This window comes from Streptomyces sp. NPDC059142, from assembly GCF_042755665.1.
In the GTDB taxonomy this organism is placed as follows: Bacteria; Actinomycetota; Actinomycetes; order Streptomycetales; family Streptomycetaceae; genus Streptomyces.
This window is the reverse complement of record NZ_JBHZDA010000128.1, coordinates 1-16,475: the sequence shown is the minus strand read 5'-3', so window position 1 is coordinate 16,475 and position 16,475 is coordinate 1. Positions and strand designations below refer to the sequence as shown.

Genomic DNA, 16,475 nt, shown 5'->3' with positions numbered 1-16,475 from the left:
ACCCTAGGCCGCCTCGGGCGGGGCGCCCGACGGAGCCCCTGACGGTGCGTCCGTACTCCCGTCCCTGCCCCCGTTCGCGCGCTCCGCCCTGCGCAGCAGCAGCGCCGCCAGCAGCCCGCCCGCGAGGACGGCCACGGCGCCGACGAGCTGGCTGGTCTCCAGCCCCCGGGCGAACGCGTCCGAGATCCGCAGCCGCTCCGCGGCCCCGTCCGCCGCCGCGAGCGCCGCGGGCAGCGAGGCGGCGCCCACGGCCGCCGGTACGAGGGCGGCGAAGCGGGCGTTGAGCACCGCGCCCAGCACGGCGACGCCGAGGCCGTTGCCGAACTCGGCCAGCGTGCCGTTGATGCCCGCGCCGACCCCGGCCTTCTCCGGCGGGATCGCGCTCATGATGGCGTTGGCCATGGCCGGCATGGACAGGGCCACGCCCGCGCCCATCACGACCAGCCCGAGCAGCATCCCGCCGTACCCGTGGGCGCCGAGCAGCGCGATCGAGGCGAGCCCCGCGGCCACCAGGGACATTCCGGTGGCGATGAGGCCCGGGGTGCCGATCCTCGGCAGCAGCCGCGCCGCGACGCCGAGGAGGTTGAGGACGATGACGGTGAGCGCGAGCGGCGCCGTCCGCAGACCGGCGTCGAGCGGCCCGTACCCCAGGACGAACTGGAGGTGCTGGGTCAGCAGGAAGAGCGAGCCGGTCATCCCGAAGGCGACCAGGACGGCGCCGCCGACCGCGCCGACGAAGCGCTGGTCGCGGAAGAAGCGCATGTCCAGCATGGGGTACGGGATCCGCAGCTCCCAGAGGACGAAGGCGCCCAGGACCAGCACCCCGACGGTGGCGGCGAGCAGCACCCGTCCGGACAGCCAGCCGTGGTCGGGGCCCGAGATGATCGCGTACACGACGGCGGTCATCCCGATGGTGGAGAGCAGCGCGCCGAGCAGGTCGGGGCGGTCGCCCTCCTTGGTCCTCGACTCGGGTACGAGGGCGACGACCGCGACGAGGCCGAGCGCCGCGACGGGGATGTTGATCAGGAAGATCGCGCCCCACCAGAAGTGTTCGAGCATGAACCCGCCGAGCAGCGGACCGGCGGCGAACCCGAGGGAGCTGACGGTGGACCAGAGGCCGATCGCCCTGACGCGTTCGGTGTCGTCGAAGATCTGGACGACGACGGCGAGCGTGGTGGTGATCAGCAGCGCGCCGCCGACGCCCATCCCGGCGCGGGCGGCGATCAACTGCGCGCTGGTCTGCGAGAGTCCGGCGGCCAGCGAGCCGGTCCCGAACAGCGCGAGCCCCGCGATCAGGAGCCTCTTGCGGCCGTAGCGGTCGGCGGCGTTGCCCGCGGTGAGCAGCAGGCCCGACTGGACGAGCGAGTAGGCGTTGATCATCCACTGGATGTCGGCGGTGGAGGCGCCCAGCTCCCGGGTGAGGGAGGGGATCGCGACGCTGAGGATGGTGTTGTCCAGCAGCACGGTGATCTGGGCGAGGCAGATGACACCGAGGATGAGCCAGCGCTGGGGGTGCCGGGTGGGGGCGGTCCTGTTCTCGTCGGCCGTCGTCGGCATGGGGCCTCCTTGAACGCCTTGTACGGTGTATGGGACTCGCGTCGCCATACACCGTACAAGAGATTCCCTTACGCTGTACAGAGAATCCCTCCGGGCCGTCCCTCCGACGGGTGTTTCCCGGGGTTACGCCCGCTGCGTCAGGTCGTAGAGCGTGGTGCCGTCCACGGTGACCTTCTTGAAGGTGGCCTCCACCCAGGTGGTGAGGGAGGAGCTGCCGTTGCCGCCGGGCCCGCCGCCGCTGCCCGAGAGGAAGTAGTGGATCTTCCCGTCGGTCACGTACTTTTTGAACTGGGCGAGGGTCGGGGACGGGTCGCTGCCGTTGAAGCCGCCGATCGCCATGACGGGCTTCCCGGTGGCGAGCTGGTAGCTGGCGGCGTTCTGGGAGCCGATGGCCGCGGCGACCCAGGTGTAGTCGGAGGCGTTCTTCCTGAGGGCCGCCTCGACCTCGGTGGAGACGTTCTGGCCGTCGAGGAGGCCGCCCATACCGCCGCCGCCCATGCCACCGCGCTCACCCGCGGCGCCGCCGCCGGGGACGGCGCCCGGCATGCCCCCGGCCTGCCGGCCGTTCTGGCCGTTCTGCTGCTGGCCGGTCTGGCCGGTCTGGCTGTTCTGGCCGTTCTGCGTGGGGGGCTGGCCCATGCCCTGGCCGCCGGTGCCGGCCGGGGGCTGCCCCATGGCCTGACCGCCGGTGCCCTGGCCCTGGCCCTGGCCGGGCATCCCCATCCCGCCGTCGCCACCGCCGGGACCGCCGCCCCCGGGGCCGCCGCGTCCGCCGCCCCCGCCGAAGCCGCCCGCCGAGGCCGGGCCCGCCGTGACGATCGAGCCGGTGTGCGCGCTGTCGACCGTGGTCAGGGTGTACGCGAACGGTCCCGCCAGCGAGGTCACGACGGCCAGACCGGCCGCGCCGAGCGCGAACCGCCGCCCCAGCCGCCCCACGCACAGCAGCCCCGCCGCGGCCACCAGACCGCCGATCAGCACCGCCCAGCGCAGCCACGGCAGGTAGTCCGGGGTCCGCCCGAGCAGGACGAAGGCCCAGACCGCGGACCCCGCGGCCGTCACCGCGAGCGCCGCCGACGCCGCGATGTGCGCCCGCTCCTCCCACAGCACCGCGACGCCCATCCCGATGACGGCGGCGAGATACGGGGCCAGGGCGACCGTGTAGTACTGGTGGAAGATGCCGGCCATGAAGCTGAAGACGCCCATCGTCATCAGCAGCGCGCTGCCCCACACGAGGAACGCCGAGCGCGCCGTGTCCGTACGCGGGCTCCTTCGGGTGACGACGAGTCCCGCGACGAGCAGGATCAGCGCGGCGGGCAGCAGCCAGGAGATCTGGCCGCCGACCTCGGAGTTGAACATCCGGCCGAGGCCGGTCTCGCCCCACATGCCGCCACCGGCGCCACCGCCGCCCCCTCCGCCGCCGCCGACGCTGCCGGTCTCGTCGCCGTTGATACGGCCCAGGCCGTTGTAGCCGAAGGTCAGCTCCAGGAAGGAGTTGTTCTGCGAACCGCCGATGTACGGACGGGAGGACGCGGGCCACAGCTCCACGATCGCGACCCACCAGCCGCCGGCCACCACCATCGCGCCCGCCGCCAGGGCGAGCTGGCCGAGCCTGCGCCGCAGGGACGTGGGCGCGCAGACCGCGTACACCAGCGCCAGCGGCGGCAGGATCAGGAACGCCTGGAGCGTCTTCGTCAGGAAGGCGAAGCCGACCGCGACGCCCGCCCACACCAGCCACTTCGTCCGGCCGGCCTCCAGCGCGCGCAGCACGCAGTAGACGGTGACGGTCATCAGCAGCGCGAGCAGCGCGTCCGGGTTGTTGAAGCGGAACATCAGCGCGGCGACCGGCGTCAGCGCCAGCACGACCCCCGCGGTGAGCCCGGCGACCGGGCTGAAGCGGCGGCGCACGGCGGCGTACAGCACCGCGATCGTCCCGACGCCCATCAGCACCTCGGGCACCAGGATCTGCCAGGAGCCGAGCCCGAAGAGCCGTACGGACAGGGCCATCGGCCAGAGCGCGGCCGGCGGCTTGTCGACGGTGATCGAGTTCGCGGCGTCGGAGGAGCCGAAGAAGAACGCCTTCCAGCTCTCGCTGCCCGCCTGGACCGCCGCGGAGTAGAAGGAGTTGGCGTATCCGGAGGCGCTGAGGTTCCAGAGCTGGAGGAGCGCGGTGGCCAGCAGGAGGGCGAACAGGGCGGGGCGCACCCAGGCCGGGTCCTCCCGCCTGCCCCGCCAGAGGCGGGCGGCGCGGCCGGCGCCCGCGCGGTGGGCGGGGCCGTCCGCCGCCGGCGCGAGCCCGTCGGGCTGAAGGGTCGTGGTCATCGGGCGTTCCTTGAGTAGAGGGCGGCGGAGTCGGCGGGGGCGTCGGCGAGAGGGTCGCCGGAGACTTCGGTACGGGGAAGCTCGTCGGCGCGCCGGTCCGGGAAGACCCAGGCGCGCAGGAGCAGGAAGCGCAGCACCGTCGCGGCGAGGTTGGCGGCGATCAGCACGGCCAGCTCGGTGGAGTGCGCGGGATTGCCGCTGGCCGCGTCCAGGGCCGCCAGCGAACCGCTGGTCAGGGCGAGACCGATCGCGAAGACGACCAGGCCCTGGGCCTGGTGGCGGACGGCGCCGTCCCGGCCGCGTACCCCGAAGGTGAGCCTCCGGTTGGCGGCGGTGTTGACGATCGCCGAGACCAGCAGCGCGCCGGCGTTGGCGAGTTGTGGACTCGCTGTGGCGCGGAAGAGGGAGTACAGGAGAAGATAGAAGAGCGTGGACAGGGCGCCCACGACACAGAAGCCGACCAGTTGCCTGGCGAGACCGCCGGGAACCCCAGGAAGCCGGCGGTCCCTCGGGTCGTCCCCGAAGGGCCTCGCCAGCCGGTCCAGAGGCAGCGCGCCCACCGCGAGCGCACGCCCCACCCGCCAGACGCCCTTCAGATCCTCGGTCGCGGTGCTGATGATGTTCACCGTGGAGTCGGGGTCGTCGATCCAGTCGACCGGCACCTCATGGATCCGCAGTCCGGCGCGCTCGGCGAGCACCAGCATCTCCGTGTCGAAGAACCAGCCGGTGTCCTCGACCATCGGCAGCAGCCGCTGGGCGACATCGCGCCGTATCGCCTTGAACCCGCACTGGGCGTCGCTGAACCGGGCCGACAGAGAGGACTTGAGGATGAGGTTGTAGGCCCGCGAGATGAACTCGCGCTTGGGCCCCCGCACGACCCGCGACGACCGGGAGAGCCGGGAGCCGATCGCCAGATCCGAATGCCCGGAGATCAGGGGGGCGACCAGCGGCAGCAGCGCGTTCAGGTCGGTGGAGAGGTCCACGTCCATATAGGCCAGGACGGGCGAGTCGGAGTGCGACCAGACGGTACGGAGCGCCCTCCCGCGCCCCTTCTGTTCCAGTCGGTACGCCCGTACCTCCGGCAGCTCCGCGTCCAGCCGGGCGGAGACGTCCGCGGTGCGGTCCGTACTCGCGTTGTCCGCGATCGTGATGCGGAAGCTGTACGGGAAGGTACGGGCGAGGTGGCCGTGCAGACGCCGCACACATGGTTCGAGGTCCCGCTCCTCGTTGTAGACGGGAATGGTCACGTCGAGTACGGGGGCCTCGGTCACCTCGACCGGGAGATGCTCCCGGGCCGGGAGGGTGCCCCATGAAGTGTCGGTTCGCATGGTGAGAACACTCGCGAGGCGGGCTGTCACGGCCGTGTGGTGAGCCTGTGGCCTGTCTGTGAGTCGGACTCCGCGTCGAACGGGGCGTCGGACGGGGCCGGCCGCGGGCACGGTGGCGTCCGCGCCGGCACGTGGGGCAGCCGTACGGAGAAGACGGTGCGGCCGGGCACGCTCTCGACCGTCACGGTCCCGCCGTGCGCCGTGACGACCGCCTGGACGATCGCGAGACCGAGCCCGGTCGAACCGGCCGCGCGGGAGCGGGAGGCGTCGCCGCGCGCGAAGCGCTCGAAGACATGGGGGAGCAGCGCGGCGGGGATTCCGGGCCCGTCGTCCTGTACGTCGAGCACGACCCAGGAGCCGTGCCCGGCCCCTCCCGCGCGCCCCGGCTGTCCTGGCTGACCTGGCTGACCCGACTGTCCCGGCTGACCCGGCTGCGGGCCCTCGCCTCTGCGTACGCGGGCGACGACGGTGGTGCCGGGGGGCGTGTGCGTACGGGCGTTGGCGAGCAGGTTGACGAGGACCTGATGGAGCCGGGAACCGTCGCCGTGCACGGTGGCGGGCGGCTCGTCGGGCCCCGGCAGCTCCAGCCGCCAGTGGTGGTCCTGCCCGGCGGCGTGCGCGTCGCTCAGCGCGTCCACCACCAGCGGGGAGAGATCGGTGGTCTCGTACGAGAGCGGGCGTCCCGCGTCGAGCCGCGCCAGCAGCAGCAGATCCTCGACCAGCCCGGTCATCCGTTCCGCCTCGGCCTCGATCCGGCCGAGCGCGTACCGGGTGTCGGGTCCCGTCTCCTCCCGGCCGCGCCGCGTCAGTTCGGCGTACCCGCGGATGGAGGCCAGCGGGGTGCGCAGCTCATGGCCCGCGTCGGCGACGAACTGCCGTACACGTGTCTCGCTCTCCTGCCGTGCGGCGAGCGCCGAACCGACGTGCCCCAGCATCCGGTTGAGCGCGGCGCCGACCTGCCCGACCTCGGTGCGGGGATCGGCCTCGGCGGCGGGGACCCGTACGAGCGGGGCCACCTCACCGCTGTGCAGCGGCAGTTCGGAGACCTGGGTGGCGGTGGTGGCGACGCGCCGCAGCGGCCGCAGGGCGACCCCGACGAGGGCGCCCCCGGCGATCCCGGCCGCGACCAGCCCCGCGAGGGTGACGCAGACCTCCACGAGGACCAGGATGTTGAGGTTGTCCTGGACGTCCTTGAGGGGAACGCCGACGAGGAAGTCGCCCCGGGGCCCCTCGATGTACGTGACCCGGTAGTCGCCGAGACCGGGCAGGGTCACCGTGTGCGGCTCGCTGTCCCGTACGACGGTGGCGAGGGCCGCGCTCTGCGCCGACGTGAGGTCCTTGTTCGAGACGGGGGGCCAGGAGGTCGCGCTCTTCTGCTCGCCGCTGACCTGCCCGCGGCCGACCGTACCGTCGGACGACACCACCGCGCCGACCGTCCCGAGCGGCGCGCCACCGCCCGTGACCACCTCCAGCGGGTCCTTGTCGCCCCCGGGCACCGAACCCGGCGGAGGAATGTCGCCACCGCCGCCCCGGGGGCCCGCCGCGCGTCCCGCGACGGACTGCACCTGCGTGTCCAACTGGTTGTACAGGTACGAGCGGAAGGCGATCGTGGTGACCGCCCCGATCACCGAGGCGACCACGGCGATCAGCGCGACCGCCGACACCACCAGCCGGGTCCGCAGCGACCAGCGCCGCCCCCTCAGACCCCGCGTGCCCTTCGCCCTGCCCGGACCGCTCATCGCGGGGCGTCACCCGGCTCGCCGGGCTTGATCAGATAGCCGGCGCCGCGCCGGGTGTGGATCATCGGCGGACGCCCGGCGTCGATCTTCCGGCGCAGGTAGGAGATGTAGAGCTCGACGACGTTGGCCTGGCCGCCGAAGTCGTACGACCACACCCGGTCGAGGATCTGGGCCTTGCTCAGCACCCGGCGCGGGTTGCGCATCAGATAGCGCAGCAGCTCGAACTCGGTCGCCGTGAGATGGATGGACTGCCCGTCGCGGGTGACGTCATGGCTGTCCTCGTCCAGCGTCAGGTCCCCGACGACCAGCAGCGACTCGCTCCGTACGGCCGCCGCCCCGGAACGCCGTATCAGCCCGCGCAGCCGGGCCACGACCTCCTCCAGGCTGAACGGCTTGGTGACGTAGTCGTCGCCGCCCGCCGTCAGCCCGGCTATACGGTCCTCGACGGCGTCCTTCGCGGTGAGGAAGAGCACCGGCACCTGCGGCAGTTCACGGCGCAGCCGGCCGAGGACGGCGAGACCGTCCATGTCCGGCAGCATCACGTCCAGCACCACGGCGTCGGGCCGGAACTCCCGCGCGCCGCGCACGGCACCGGCCCCGTCCCCGGCGCTGCGCACCTCCCAGCCCTCGTACCGCAGGGCCATGGAAAGCAGCTCGGTGAGCGACGCCTCGTCGTCGACGACGAGCACACGGACGGGGCTCCCGTCCGGCCTGAGCATTTCGGTACGCCCGCGGGGCGAGGTGAGGGTCATGGTGCTCACCTTGGGCAGGGCCTCTGAGAGAGACCTTTCCCCATCCTGTGAATTCCCTGAGAATGCGCGCTCAGGCGGGCGGGCCCCCGGTTCCGGGCCCGGCTTCGGGGACGAGACCGGCTTCGGAGCCGAGGCCGAAGAGCCGCGCCCCGTTCCCGTGGCAGACCGCGCGCAGCCAGTCCTCGCCCAGACCGAGCCGTTCCAGGGCTTCGAGCTGGTGCGCGTACGGGTACGGCATGTTCGGGAAGTCCGTCCCGAGCAGGATCCGGTCGCCCAGATCCGCGAGCCGCGCCCGCTCCTCGACCGGGAAGGGCGCGAACCCCTCCCCGAAGTCCGTGAAGGCCACCGTGGTGTCGAGCCGCACCTCGCCGTAGCGCTCCGCGAGATCCAGGAAGCCGGTGTACTCCGGCATCCCCAGATGGGCGACGACCAGCCGCAGCCGGGGATGCGCCGCCAGCAGCCGCGCCACGGGCCCCGGCCCCGTGTGCTTCCCGGGCACCGGCCCGGAACCGCAGTGCGCCACCACCGGGACGCCCGCCTCGGCGAGCAGCCCCCAGGCGGGGCGCAGCAGCGGGTCGTTCGGGTCGTACGCGCCCACCTGGACATGCGCCTTGAAGATCCGCGCGCCGTCCTCGACGGCTTCTCGTACGTACGTCTCGACGCCCTCCTCGGGGAAGAGCGTGGCGGTCCGCAGACAGCCGGGCGTACGGCCGGCGAACCCGGCGGCCCAGCCGTTCAGCCAGCGGGCCATGCCCGGCTTGTGCGGATAGACCATCGAGGTGAACGCGCGCACGCCGAACGCGCGGAGCAGGGCGAGGCGTTCGGCCTCGTCGTGGCGGTAGGTGATGGGCCACTCCCGGCCGACGAGGGGCCCGGCGGCGTCGAAGTAGGCCCACACCTTGTCGAGGACGCGTTCGGGCATGAAGTGGGTGTGGACATCGACGAGGGCGGGCACACCGATCCGCTCCCGGAACCGCCGTACGGCATCCACCCCGTCGCCCACGTCCAGGTCGCCCACGTCAGGGCCGCCCGTATCAAGGCCGCCCGTATCAAGGCCACCGTCAAGACCGTCCACGCCCGGGTCGTCCCCGTCAGAAGAGCCCATCCTGCACCTCACCGCCCTCTCCCGGTACGTCCACGACGGGCACGGTGACCGCGTCCGCGCCGCCGCCCGTGTCCGCCACCAGCTCCCAGCCGCTCATGAGCCGGGTGTCCAGCACGACCACGGCCGTCTCCTCCCCGGCGGGGGCGAGATGCAGATCGGGCCCGGCGGCGGCGACCAGCCGGCCCGATACGCGCCCGCCGTCGACCAGCTCACCGACCACCCCGGTCACGGCCGAGGTCCCCGTACGCTCCAGCCCGAAGGCCGCCGCGTGATCGGCCACGGCGCACCCCACCCGCTCCAGCGACTGCGGCCACCCTTCCAGCGCCACGGACCGCGCGTACAGCCGCTCGACCTCCGCCGCCCGCTCGGCCGCCTCCGGCAGCCCGTACCGTACGGCCCGCTTCGCCGCGTACGGCACCCGGTCGGGCACCCCGAGCCCCCGGCGCACCAGCTCCTCCGTCCGCCGCGCGGCCATCAGCGGCCCCCGGCCCAGCCAGGAGAACGCCACGGCGCCCTGCTCCAGCAGCCGGGCCGGGCCGCGCCGCTCGGCGGTGATCCCGACCTTCACCATGCCGGGTCCGAACCACGCCAGATAGACGCGGTACGTGCGCGGATCGTCGGCCAGGGTGTCGGCGGCCACCGAGTGCGCCCGCTCCAGCCGCGCGCACTCGGCGCACCGCCCTCCGGTCCCGCGCCCCGGGATCTGCGCCCCGAGGGGGCACACATTCCCCCGCGCCCCGGCGCACCGGCGCACCCCGACCGCGCGAAACCCCAGGTCACGCCCGTACACCAGCTCGCTCTCCCGCGACCGGGCGCCCTGCTCCCATCGGAGCACGGGCGCCCCGCCGCTCCACCGGAGCCCGTCGCACCGCCACGCCATCCGTACCCACCTCCGTGCTCGGCCCCGACTGACAGAATGCCGGTTCCCCGACCGCCGGGACAGCGCCCCAGACCCGAGAGGTAGAACGTATGAGCGAGTCGACAGGGGCCGCGGACCCCCTGCCCACGGACGCCCCGCCGGGGGAGTTCATCCGCTTCCAGAGCACGACCCGCAGCCCGCGCGGCCACTTCCCCGGCGTCTTCGCCCTCGCCAACGGCCTGGCCAGGAGCGGCGCCCTGACCGAGGAGCAGTGGCGCTTCTGGCGGACGGGCAACGACTGGTACGACGCGAACTACCCCGATCCGTCCACCGTCGACCCGCTCGTGTACGACGCCGGGCGGAACCCGGGAGCGGTCGCCTGGTTCAAGTCGTCCCGGGCGGCGGCCGAGCTGATCGCGCGCGTGGACGGCTATCTGAAACTCCTCACCGCCCACGGCGTCGCCTGGCAGGAGCTGCGCTCGACCGATCCGGGCCGGGTGGTCTACGAGGACGCGTACCAGGTCGTCGTGGTCCCGTACGACGGCCCGGTCCCCACCGGGATCAGGTAGTCGTCGACGGCTGCCCGGCCACCGGCTTCCCGGCCCCCTGCCGCTCCGCCGACGGCCGCTCCGCCGACGGCTGCCCCGCCGACGGCCTCTCGCGCAGGGCGTCGACGACCCCGCGCTCCAGGACCGCGGACCTGCCGATCTGGGTGCCCTTCCTCCCCATGGAGGTGTCCCTGATGAGGTAGCTCCGGTCGCCCAGGTACTCCAGGGTGGCCGGGTCGAAGATCCAGGTGGTGCGCCAGCCGGCCCGGGTGTTGTCGAGGGCCACGCCGATCCCGTGCCGGCCGGCCGCGTCCACCGCGTCGGGGTCCACCCGCACGCCGGGGATCTTCGCCGCGGCCTGGTAGAGGGCCGCGGCGGTCTTCGGCGGCATCAGCGTCTCCTGGAGCAGCCCCCCGATGGCGTCGAAGGTGTCCAGGTCCCCGTCCCGCTCGTCGGCCGGGGTGTCGCGCGCGTCCTGGTCCCGGGTGATCTCGGTGGTGAGCCGCCGGAGCAGGGCGTCGGGGTCGGTGGGCAGCGAGGCCAGCCACGTGTACGTCGGCCTGCCGAGGCCCGCCGGGTAGCCGACGGCCGGCTCGCCGTCCGGGACCCCGACGGTGATCGGGTAGTAGGAGCCGTCCTCGTGGATCAGGCCGACATCGATCACCGGCCCCGGCTTCTGCGACATCCAGACCTCGCGATCGCGGGGCGGGGTCATCTTCACCGGGCCGCCGAACTCGCCCTCGTTCCCGGTCTGCGAGGTCTTCACGTACACGAACTGGTCGTCGGCGACCTGCTGTTCGCCCTTCTTCGCGGCTGCGGAGGCGACCCGGTCGAGCAGCACGGCCGCGCCGCGCGGTGCCGCCGCCCGGGCGCCCGTGCCCGGTCCCGCGGCGGACGGTGCGGGAGCGTGGTCCCGGCCGGTCACCGCGAGCGTGGTCAGCAGCACCCCGCCCAGGGCCAGTCCGGCGGCGGGCAACAGGACGGCGGGGCGCAGCAGGCGGGGTCGGGGGCGGGCGGTGGCGCGCTCGACGTCCTGGTCGATCAGACGCATCAGAGTGTCCTTGTGGTGGAGATGACGGCCCGGGGGCAGGTCCCGTTCCGCCGGGGCCGGCAGCAGCCGGGCCAGTTCCTCGTGTTCGGCCCGCTCGGGGCCGGAGGCGCGGTCGTTCATCGGGCTTCCTCCTGGATGGGCAGGGCCACGAACGCGGCCCTGCTCTCTACCTCTCCGCGGCGGGAACGGGGTTCCCTGCCGGACCGGACCGTCTCTCCGGGGCGTGCCCCGCGCGCGGGCCCGTCCGGTGCCGTGCGGAGCTGCTCGTCGGTGAGGTGCCGCAGCCGGTTACGGGCGCGGGAGAGCCGCGACCGTACGGTGCCCACCGGGACGCCCAGGGCCTCGGCGGTCTCGGCGTAGTCCAGCCCGCACCAGACATGGAGGGCCAGCACCTCGCGTTCCTGGCGGCGCAGTCCGCCCAGCGCCCGCCGGACGGCGGCGAGCCGCCGGGTGTCGTCGACGCGTCCGGCCGCGGCGTCCGCGAAGTCCGCCACCGGCTCCGGGGCGGGGCGGCGGGCCAGGAAGGCCAGGCGCCGACCGGTGCCCCGGTTCGCGTTGCGCGCCTTGTTGGTGGCGATCCCGAGCAGCCACGGCCGCAGCGAGTCGCCCTCCGGCTCGACGGCGTGACGGGTGCGCCAGGCGGCCAGGAACGTCTCGGACAGCACGTCCTCGGCCGCCGTCCAGTCGCCCGTCAGCCGGTAGGCGTGGTTGTAGACCGCCCGCGCGTACTCCTCGTAGAGCGCGGCGAACGCCTCGCGGTCGCCCGCCCTGACGCGTGCGCGCATGCGTTCCGGGTCTTCCTGTTCGTCACATCTCACACCCCGTACCTCTCCGGCCGGGCCGGGGAGTTCCCGTGACCCGTGCCACACCACGGAGCCGGGAGCAGCACGTACGGCGGCGCTACTTCCCCGCCTCGACGGGGTCCACGCTGATCGCCGGTCCCGAGTCCCCGGCGGCGGGCACGTTGATCGTCACGGGCACGGTACGGGAGTGGGTCTCGTCGGGCGGAGTGACCACGAGACTGGTGAACGTCACGCCGCTGCCGCCCGAGTCGTTCGGCGCGAAGCGCAACGTGAACCGCGCCTCCTCCCCGGGCCCCACCCTCACCGGGGACGCCTCGACATCACCGCGCCCGGCGCTGACGCTGCCGTCCTTGCCCTTGAGGTCGACCCCCGGGAAGCCGTTCATCGAGCAGGCGGCGGTGCCGGTGTTCCTGAGGGTGACGAGCAGCGTCCCCTCGGCCGTCGCCGGCGAGCTGCTGAAGTCGAGCTGAGAGGTACGGCATCCACCCTTCGGCGGCCCCTCCTCAGCGACTCCGTCCCCACCCGCGCTCCTGGAGGCCGACTCCGCCACATCCGAAGAGGCGGCGACCCCGGTGGCGGCGCTCCCGGCCGCACTGCCGGTCCCGTCCTCACAGGCGGAGAGCGAGAGACAGGCGGCGACAGCGGTGACCGCCACTACCGACCTCTTCCGAACGCGCATTGCTTCCTCCTTCAGCACCGGTGCTCACCTTGCACCCGCTCAGACACCACATCCCGCGGCGCCCGTTCCGGACAAGCCCACACCAAGACAGACCCGTAACACGCACACTGAAGCCCCGTAACGCCCCAAACCCGCCCAAGCTCCCGGCGCGGCCACGGCGGGACTCCCTAGAATGGCGGACGGGGGCGGAGCCGTAGCGCAGCGGTCGTCGCGCGCGGTCTCCAAAACCGCGAGGACGCCGGTTCGACTCCGGCCGGCTCCGCCTTCCCACCGGTCATCGGCAGGAGCCCGTCGGCGATGCTCGTCATCGCACTTCAGCGTGGGGTACGGGGCCGCCGCCCGGCCAGCCAGGTCCCGGCGTACGCGACGGCCTCGGCCAGCGGGAAGAGCCGGACATCGGCGGCGCCGACCCTGCCCCGTACGACCGGGCCCTCCTCCTCGAAGGCCGACCCCAGTTCGCCGAAGCCGTCGGCGGTGATCGCGGTGTCGGACACGGTGACCCAACGGCGCCCCTGCGGGGTCATGGCAGCGAAGGAGTTGTCGGCCCGCGGCGCGCCGATCCGGTACTCGGCCAGATGGAACGCCGTACAGGACTCGAAGCCCGCACCCAGCAGCAGAACCCGCGCCCCGGCCTCCTCCAGCCGCGCCAGCGGGCTGCGTTCACCGAACCGGCAGTCCGGCGCGTGCCCGTCCACGATCGCGGCGGCCCGCGGCCCCACGGCGGCGAACGACGTCTGCGGATGCCCACTGCGCACGGCACCGGGCAGGCGACGAACGGTCTCCGGGACGACCCCGACCCCCCGGGTGGGTGTGGTGCGCGCGTCATAGACCGGCATCGCCGCGCGAATCCCCGCCCACCACGCCTCGGGCACGGGCGGATTCACCCACTCCGCCGGATCCGAGTTGTCCGCCGACTGCGTCGGAACCACCAGTGTCCCGTCGTCGCCCAGAACGTCCAGCAACGCCTGGACGACGGCGACGGGACCGCCGCAGACCCACCCGAGCGCGCTGAGGGAGGAGTGCACGAGAACGGTCTCACCGGAGCGGAGCCCCACCCCACGCAGCTCGGCGGCGAGCGAACCGCGCGTACACATCGGGCCGGCCGGATACGTCATCGCCATAACCCGCGAGTATGAAGCCCCCCGGACCCCGGGACCACCCACTTTCCGACACCCCACCGCCCACCGGCGACCGGCTCACCGGTCATCGAACCGGCGGACGACCAGACGGAGCTCGCGGGCGCTCCGACGCGGAAGCGCCCCGATCACCGTGTCGAGAAGAGCACGCGCCTCAAACGGATCGCCGCAGCAGTACCGGTGCGCGCGACCCCACTCGTCGTCCGGCCACGACAGACGCCCGGGACGGCGAACGTACTCCCCCCACAGACGCACGGCCGCGCCGACATCCCCGGGTTGCAGGTAAGTGCGGTCGCACTCAAGACGGAAGATCTCGGCCAGAGCCCGCGAGGACAAGCCGTCAACCACGGTGCTGGTGGCAGGAGATAGGCGGCGTGGCGCGTCGGCCCGCACCCGTCGCGGTCGCCTACGCGGCATGGACCTTTCGGTTCGTCGTCATGCTGTCCATGGTCCCACGTCCACGGCCAGGCCCGCCGGGCGAGCGCCAGCTCCGTCCCCACACGCTCCGAGCCGACAGGAAGTCACCGACCCCCGAGATCATGAAGGCCACCGGTGACGACGAGGCGCTGTCGGCTGCTCGGGCCGCTCTCGGTACTGGGGCTTCCCACACCGTCCGGGACGGCACAGTTCCGGTCGAGTCACGCGCCAGAGTCCATGAGCGCCGCCTCAGACACGCCGTCCGCCGAGGCATCGAAACGTCCCGCCTCCGACAGACCGTGCGACGCCTTGCCGAACACGACGGACCCGTCCGGCTGAGCCGGATCCATACTGCCGACGGAACAACGGTCTTCATGCTGTTCCTCGTGCATGCCACCAGGACGGCAGAACCCCGGTGGCATGCAGGGGTGTCAGGCAGGCCTCCACCTGACCGCCACGCCCCGCACCGAGCGCCGACGCCACCCGCGTCTACCCCGCCTCCACCGTCAGCGCGTAGTCCACGCCGGTCGCGAAATCACCGGAGCGCCCTCGGATCGTCAACGTGTGACTGCCGGGGGTCAGCGGGGGCAGTTGGACCCAGAGTCCGCAGGCGATCGTGGTGAAGTGGCCTGACGTGCCCGTGACGGGGTTGCCGACGACGCTTCGCACTTCAACCGATTCCCCTCGGTAGATGTCCGGGGCGATCCTCTCGCCGTCCAACACGGCGGATCCTTCCGCCGTGCGCATGAAACCCGCGCAATCGGCCGGTTCCCCCAGCCGGTTCAGAAGGGGGAAGGCGACGGGCACGCCACCGGGGACGGTGCACGTGCGCTCCGTGTACGTGCCGAAGGTGCCGGCCAGGAACCACACGTCCTCGGGCTGATTCCGCTCGCACGAACCGCCGTTCTGGTCCGCGACCGGGTTCGTCGGCTCGGGCTCCGTCGACGCCCACGTCCACCACCGGCTCTGCAACGTCCCGGACGAGAGCCGATCGTTCCGGGCCTCCCCGGCCTCCCCGGCCTCCTGGGCCGGCCTCGTCCCACACCCAGCCAGCGCGGCCAGCAGCACAGCGGTCAGCCCCGCCCCGACCGTACGGATCCTCATGAGTGCCCTCCCCCTCGCACGAATGCCCCGACTCCCCAGTCGACGTGCGGTACGAGCGGTCACCCTAACCGTGCACCGGGCCCGTCCAACGCGAGAGGCCCCGGAGCGATCCGGGGCCTCTCATCTGCTGTGCACCCGGCAGGAATCGAGCCCGCAGCCTTCCGATCCGTAGCTCTACAGAAATCGGCCACCGAACGTTGCGGAGGATGGGGACCGCCCTATAGGTCAGTTCGACGCCAAGTCGTCCAACTCCGCTGCCTTCAAGGTTCGTTCTGCGATGGTGGAGGTCGATCGAGAGGGGCCGCAGCGATGCAGTGGAAGATCCACGGGGAACGTCCGATCTACGAGAACAGCTGGGTGAACCTGTGGCTCACCGACATCGAGACGCCGGACGGAAACCGCTGGGAGCACCACGTCGTCAAGCTCCGCCACCTGGCCGTGGCCGCCGTGATGAACGAGCGGCGCGAGGTCCTGATGATGTGGCGGCATCGCTTCATCACGGACGCCTGGGCGTGGGAGCTGCCCATGGGCCTGGTCGAGGAGGGCGAGACACCGGCCGATGCCGCAGCCCGTGAAGTGCTGGAGGAGACCGGCTGGCGGCCTGGCCCGATCAAGCCGCTGATCTACGCCGAACCGGCCAACGGCATCACCGACTCCCAGCACCACGTCTTCCGGGCCGACGGGGCGACGTACGAGGGCCCGCCGACCGAGAAGAACGAGTCGGACCGGATCGAGTGGATCCCGCTGGCCCACGTACGAGCCATGATCGACCGCCGCGAGATCGTCAGCAGCGGCTCCCTCGTCGGGCTGCTCTACCTGCTCATGGACGAAACGGTCCGATGATCCGGCCGCGCAGGACTTCCCAGGGCCGGGCCTCGAATGCCACCGCGGCCGGTTCCCGGCGGAAGGGCTCCAGTTGCTCGGTAGAACTCCCGGAGGTGGCCGGCGACTCGTATGCCGGTGTCCACGATCAGCTTCGGCTCGTCGGGCCCGCTGGTGCGGTTGACGTCGAACGCTGCCGCCAAGGAAAAGGCGAGAGGCCCCGGAGTGATCCGGGGCCTCTCGCTCTGCTGTGCAC

Annotated in this window: 15 protein-coding genes and 1 tRNA gene; 3 read left to right on the top strand and 13 right to left on the bottom strand. The window is 72.8% G+C overall.

All coding sequences use genetic code 11. From position 1 onward, the window contains the following. Positions 1-3: 3 nt before the first annotated feature. The 7 genes from ACFXPK_RS30070 to ACFXPK_RS30040 form a co-directional block, all read right to left on the bottom strand. Positions 4-1,557 carry an MFS transporter gene (locus ACFXPK_RS30070; RefSeq protein WP_385080261.1) on the bottom strand — a complete coding sequence of 518 codons (1,554 nt, stop codon included), beginning with the start codon at positions 1,555-1,557 and terminating at the stop codon, positions 4-6. 123 nt (positions 1,558-1,680) lie between these two features. Beyond that, complete coding sequence (locus tag ACFXPK_RS30065) at positions 1,681-3,876, bottom strand: glycosyltransferase family 39 protein (protein ID WP_385080259.1); 2,196 nt, start codon at positions 3,874-3,876, stop codon at positions 1,681-1,683. Beyond that, positions 3,873-5,204 carry a glycosyltransferase gene (locus ACFXPK_RS30060; RefSeq protein WP_385080257.1) on the bottom strand — a complete coding sequence of 444 codons (1,332 nt, stop codon included), beginning with the start codon at positions 5,202-5,204 and terminating at the stop codon, positions 3,873-3,875. The genes ACFXPK_RS30065 and ACFXPK_RS30060 overlap by 4 nt, the downstream gene beginning before the upstream one ends. Positions 5,205-5,230: 26 nt before the next feature. Further along, on the bottom strand, positions 5,231-6,943 hold the full coding sequence (locus ACFXPK_RS30055) for a sensor histidine kinase (RefSeq protein WP_385080256.1): 1,713 nt from the start codon (positions 6,941-6,943) through the stop codon (positions 5,231-5,233). After that, positions 6,940-7,695 (bottom strand): response regulator transcription factor, encoded by a 756-nt coding sequence (locus ACFXPK_RS30050; RefSeq protein ID WP_384998925.1) that lies wholly within the window; start codon positions 7,693-7,695, stop codon positions 6,940-6,942. The genes ACFXPK_RS30055 and ACFXPK_RS30050 overlap by 4 nt, the downstream gene beginning before the upstream one ends. 70 nt (positions 7,696-7,765) lie before the next feature. Then, complete coding sequence (locus ACFXPK_RS30045; RefSeq protein WP_385080254.1) at positions 7,766-8,800, bottom strand: amidohydrolase family protein; 1,035 nt, start codon at positions 8,798-8,800, stop codon at positions 7,766-7,768. Then, entirely contained in the window at positions 8,787-9,680 is an 894-nt protein-coding gene (locus ACFXPK_RS30040; RefSeq protein ID WP_384998922.1) for a DUF2797 domain-containing protein, read from the bottom strand. The genes ACFXPK_RS30045 and ACFXPK_RS30040 overlap by 14 nt, the downstream gene beginning before the upstream one ends. An 89-nt stretch (positions 9,681-9,769) precedes the next feature. On the opposite strand from ACFXPK_RS30040, the gene ACFXPK_RS30035 reads away from it, so the two are divergent. Beyond that, complete coding sequence (locus ACFXPK_RS30035; protein ID WP_385080252.1) at positions 9,770-10,228, top strand: hypothetical protein; 459 nt, start codon at positions 9,770-9,772, stop codon at positions 10,226-10,228. Here ACFXPK_RS30035 and ACFXPK_RS30030 read toward each other — a convergent pair. The 3 genes from ACFXPK_RS30030 to ACFXPK_RS30020 form a co-directional block, all read right to left on the bottom strand. Next, entirely contained in the window at positions 10,221-11,378 is a 1,158-nt protein-coding gene (locus ACFXPK_RS30030) for a CU044_5270 family protein (protein ID WP_385080251.1), read from the bottom strand. The two genes, ACFXPK_RS30035 and ACFXPK_RS30030, sit on opposite strands and share 8 nt — an antisense overlap. Beyond that, on the bottom strand, positions 11,375-12,043 hold the full coding sequence (locus ACFXPK_RS30025; RefSeq protein WP_385080249.1) for an RNA polymerase sigma factor: 669 nt from the start codon (positions 12,041-12,043) through the stop codon (positions 11,375-11,377). The genes ACFXPK_RS30030 and ACFXPK_RS30025 overlap by 4 nt, the downstream gene beginning before the upstream one ends. Positions 12,044-12,158: 115 nt before the next feature. Further along, the gene (locus ACFXPK_RS30020; RefSeq protein ID WP_385080247.1) at positions 12,159-12,740 is read right to left on the bottom strand and encodes a DUF4232 domain-containing protein; all 582 of its coding nucleotides are present in this window, start codon (positions 12,738-12,740) and stop codon (positions 12,159-12,161) included. Positions 12,741-12,927: 187 nt separating this feature from the next. Here ACFXPK_RS30020 and ACFXPK_RS30015 point away from each other — a divergent pair. Beyond that, a tRNA-Trp gene (locus ACFXPK_RS30015) sits at positions 12,928-13,002 on the top strand. Positions 13,003-13,054: 52 nt separating this feature from the next. On the opposite strand, the gene ACFXPK_RS30010 is transcribed toward ACFXPK_RS30015, so the two are convergent. The 3 genes from ACFXPK_RS30010 to ACFXPK_RS30000 all read right to left on the bottom strand — a co-directional run bounded on the left by ACFXPK_RS30010 (position 13,055) and on the right by ACFXPK_RS30000 (position 15,397). Beyond that, positions 13,055-13,861 carry an aminoglycoside N(3)-acetyltransferase gene (locus ACFXPK_RS30010; protein WP_385080245.1) on the bottom strand — a complete coding sequence of 269 codons (807 nt, stop codon included), beginning with the start codon at positions 13,859-13,861 and terminating at the stop codon, positions 13,055-13,057. 653 nt (positions 13,862-14,514) lie between these two features. Beyond that, positions 14,515-14,685, bottom strand: a complete 171-nt coding sequence (locus tag ACFXPK_RS30005) for a hypothetical protein (protein ID WP_385080244.1) — start codon at positions 14,683-14,685, stop codon at positions 14,515-14,517. A 97-nt stretch (positions 14,686-14,782) separates the two neighbouring features. Beyond that, a complete protein-coding gene (locus ACFXPK_RS30000) occupies positions 14,783-15,397 on the bottom strand; it encodes a signal protein (protein WP_385080242.1) in 615 nt (204 codons plus the stop codon). 309 nt (positions 15,398-15,706) lie between these two features. Here ACFXPK_RS30000 and ACFXPK_RS29995 point away from each other — a divergent pair, with 309 nt between their 5' ends. Then, on the top strand, positions 15,707-16,240 hold the full coding sequence (locus ACFXPK_RS29995; RefSeq protein ID WP_385080240.1) for an NUDIX hydrolase: 534 nt from the start codon (positions 15,707-15,709) through the stop codon (positions 16,238-16,240). The last annotated feature ends 235 nt before the right edge of the window (positions 16,241-16,475 follow it).

Bases quoted from the DNA above. Each gene is read 5' to 3' on its own strand.
- ACFXPK_RS30070 (WP_385080261.1), bottom strand. From the start codon at position 1,557: ATGCCGACGACGGCCGACGAGAACAGGACCGCCCCCACCCGGCACCCC.
- ACFXPK_RS30065 (WP_385080259.1), bottom strand. From the start codon at position 3,876: ATGACCACGACCCTTCAGCCCGACGGGCTCGCGCCGGCGGCGGACGGC.
- ACFXPK_RS30060 (WP_385080257.1), bottom strand. From the start codon at position 5,204: ATGCGAACCGACACTTCATGGGGCACCCTCCCGGCCCGGGAGCATCTC.
- ACFXPK_RS30055 (WP_385080256.1), bottom strand. From the start codon at position 6,943: ATGAGCGGTCCGGGCAGGGCGAAGGGCACGCGGGGTCTGAGGGGGCGG.
- ACFXPK_RS30050 (WP_384998925.1), bottom strand. From the start codon at position 7,695: ATGACCCTCACCTCGCCCCGCGGGCGTACCGAAATGCTCAGGCCGGAC.
- ACFXPK_RS30045 (WP_385080254.1), bottom strand. From the start codon at position 8,800: ATGGGCTCTTCTGACGGGGACGACCCGGGCGTGGACGGTCTTGACGGT.
- ACFXPK_RS30040 (WP_384998922.1), bottom strand. From the start codon at position 9,680: ATGGCGTGGCGGTGCGACGGGCTCCGGTGGAGCGGCGGGGCGCCCGTG.
- ACFXPK_RS30035 (WP_385080252.1), top strand. From the start codon at position 9,770: ATGAGCGAGTCGACAGGGGCCGCGGACCCCCTGCCCACGGACGCCCCG.
- ACFXPK_RS30030 (WP_385080251.1), bottom strand. From the start codon at position 11,378: ATGAACGACCGCGCCTCCGGCCCCGAGCGGGCCGAACACGAGGAACTG.
- ACFXPK_RS30025 (WP_385080249.1), bottom strand. From the start codon at position 12,043: ATGCGCGCACGCGTCAGGGCGGGCGACCGCGAGGCGTTCGCCGCGCTC.
- ACFXPK_RS30020 (WP_385080247.1), bottom strand. From the start codon at position 12,740: ATGCGCGTTCGGAAGAGGTCGGTAGTGGCGGTCACCGCTGTCGCCGCC.
- ACFXPK_RS30010 (WP_385080245.1), bottom strand. From the start codon at position 13,861: ATGGCGATGACGTATCCGGCCGGCCCGATGTGTACGCGCGGTTCGCTC.
- ACFXPK_RS30005 (WP_385080244.1), bottom strand. From the start codon at position 14,685: ATGCACGAGGAACAGCATGAAGACCGTTGTTCCGTCGGCAGTATGGAT.
- ACFXPK_RS30000 (WP_385080242.1), bottom strand. From the start codon at position 15,397: ATGAGGATCCGTACGGTCGGGGCGGGGCTGACCGCTGTGCTGCTGGCC.
- ACFXPK_RS29995 (WP_385080240.1), top strand. From the start codon at position 15,707: ATGCAGTGGAAGATCCACGGGGAACGTCCGATCTACGAGAACAGCTGG.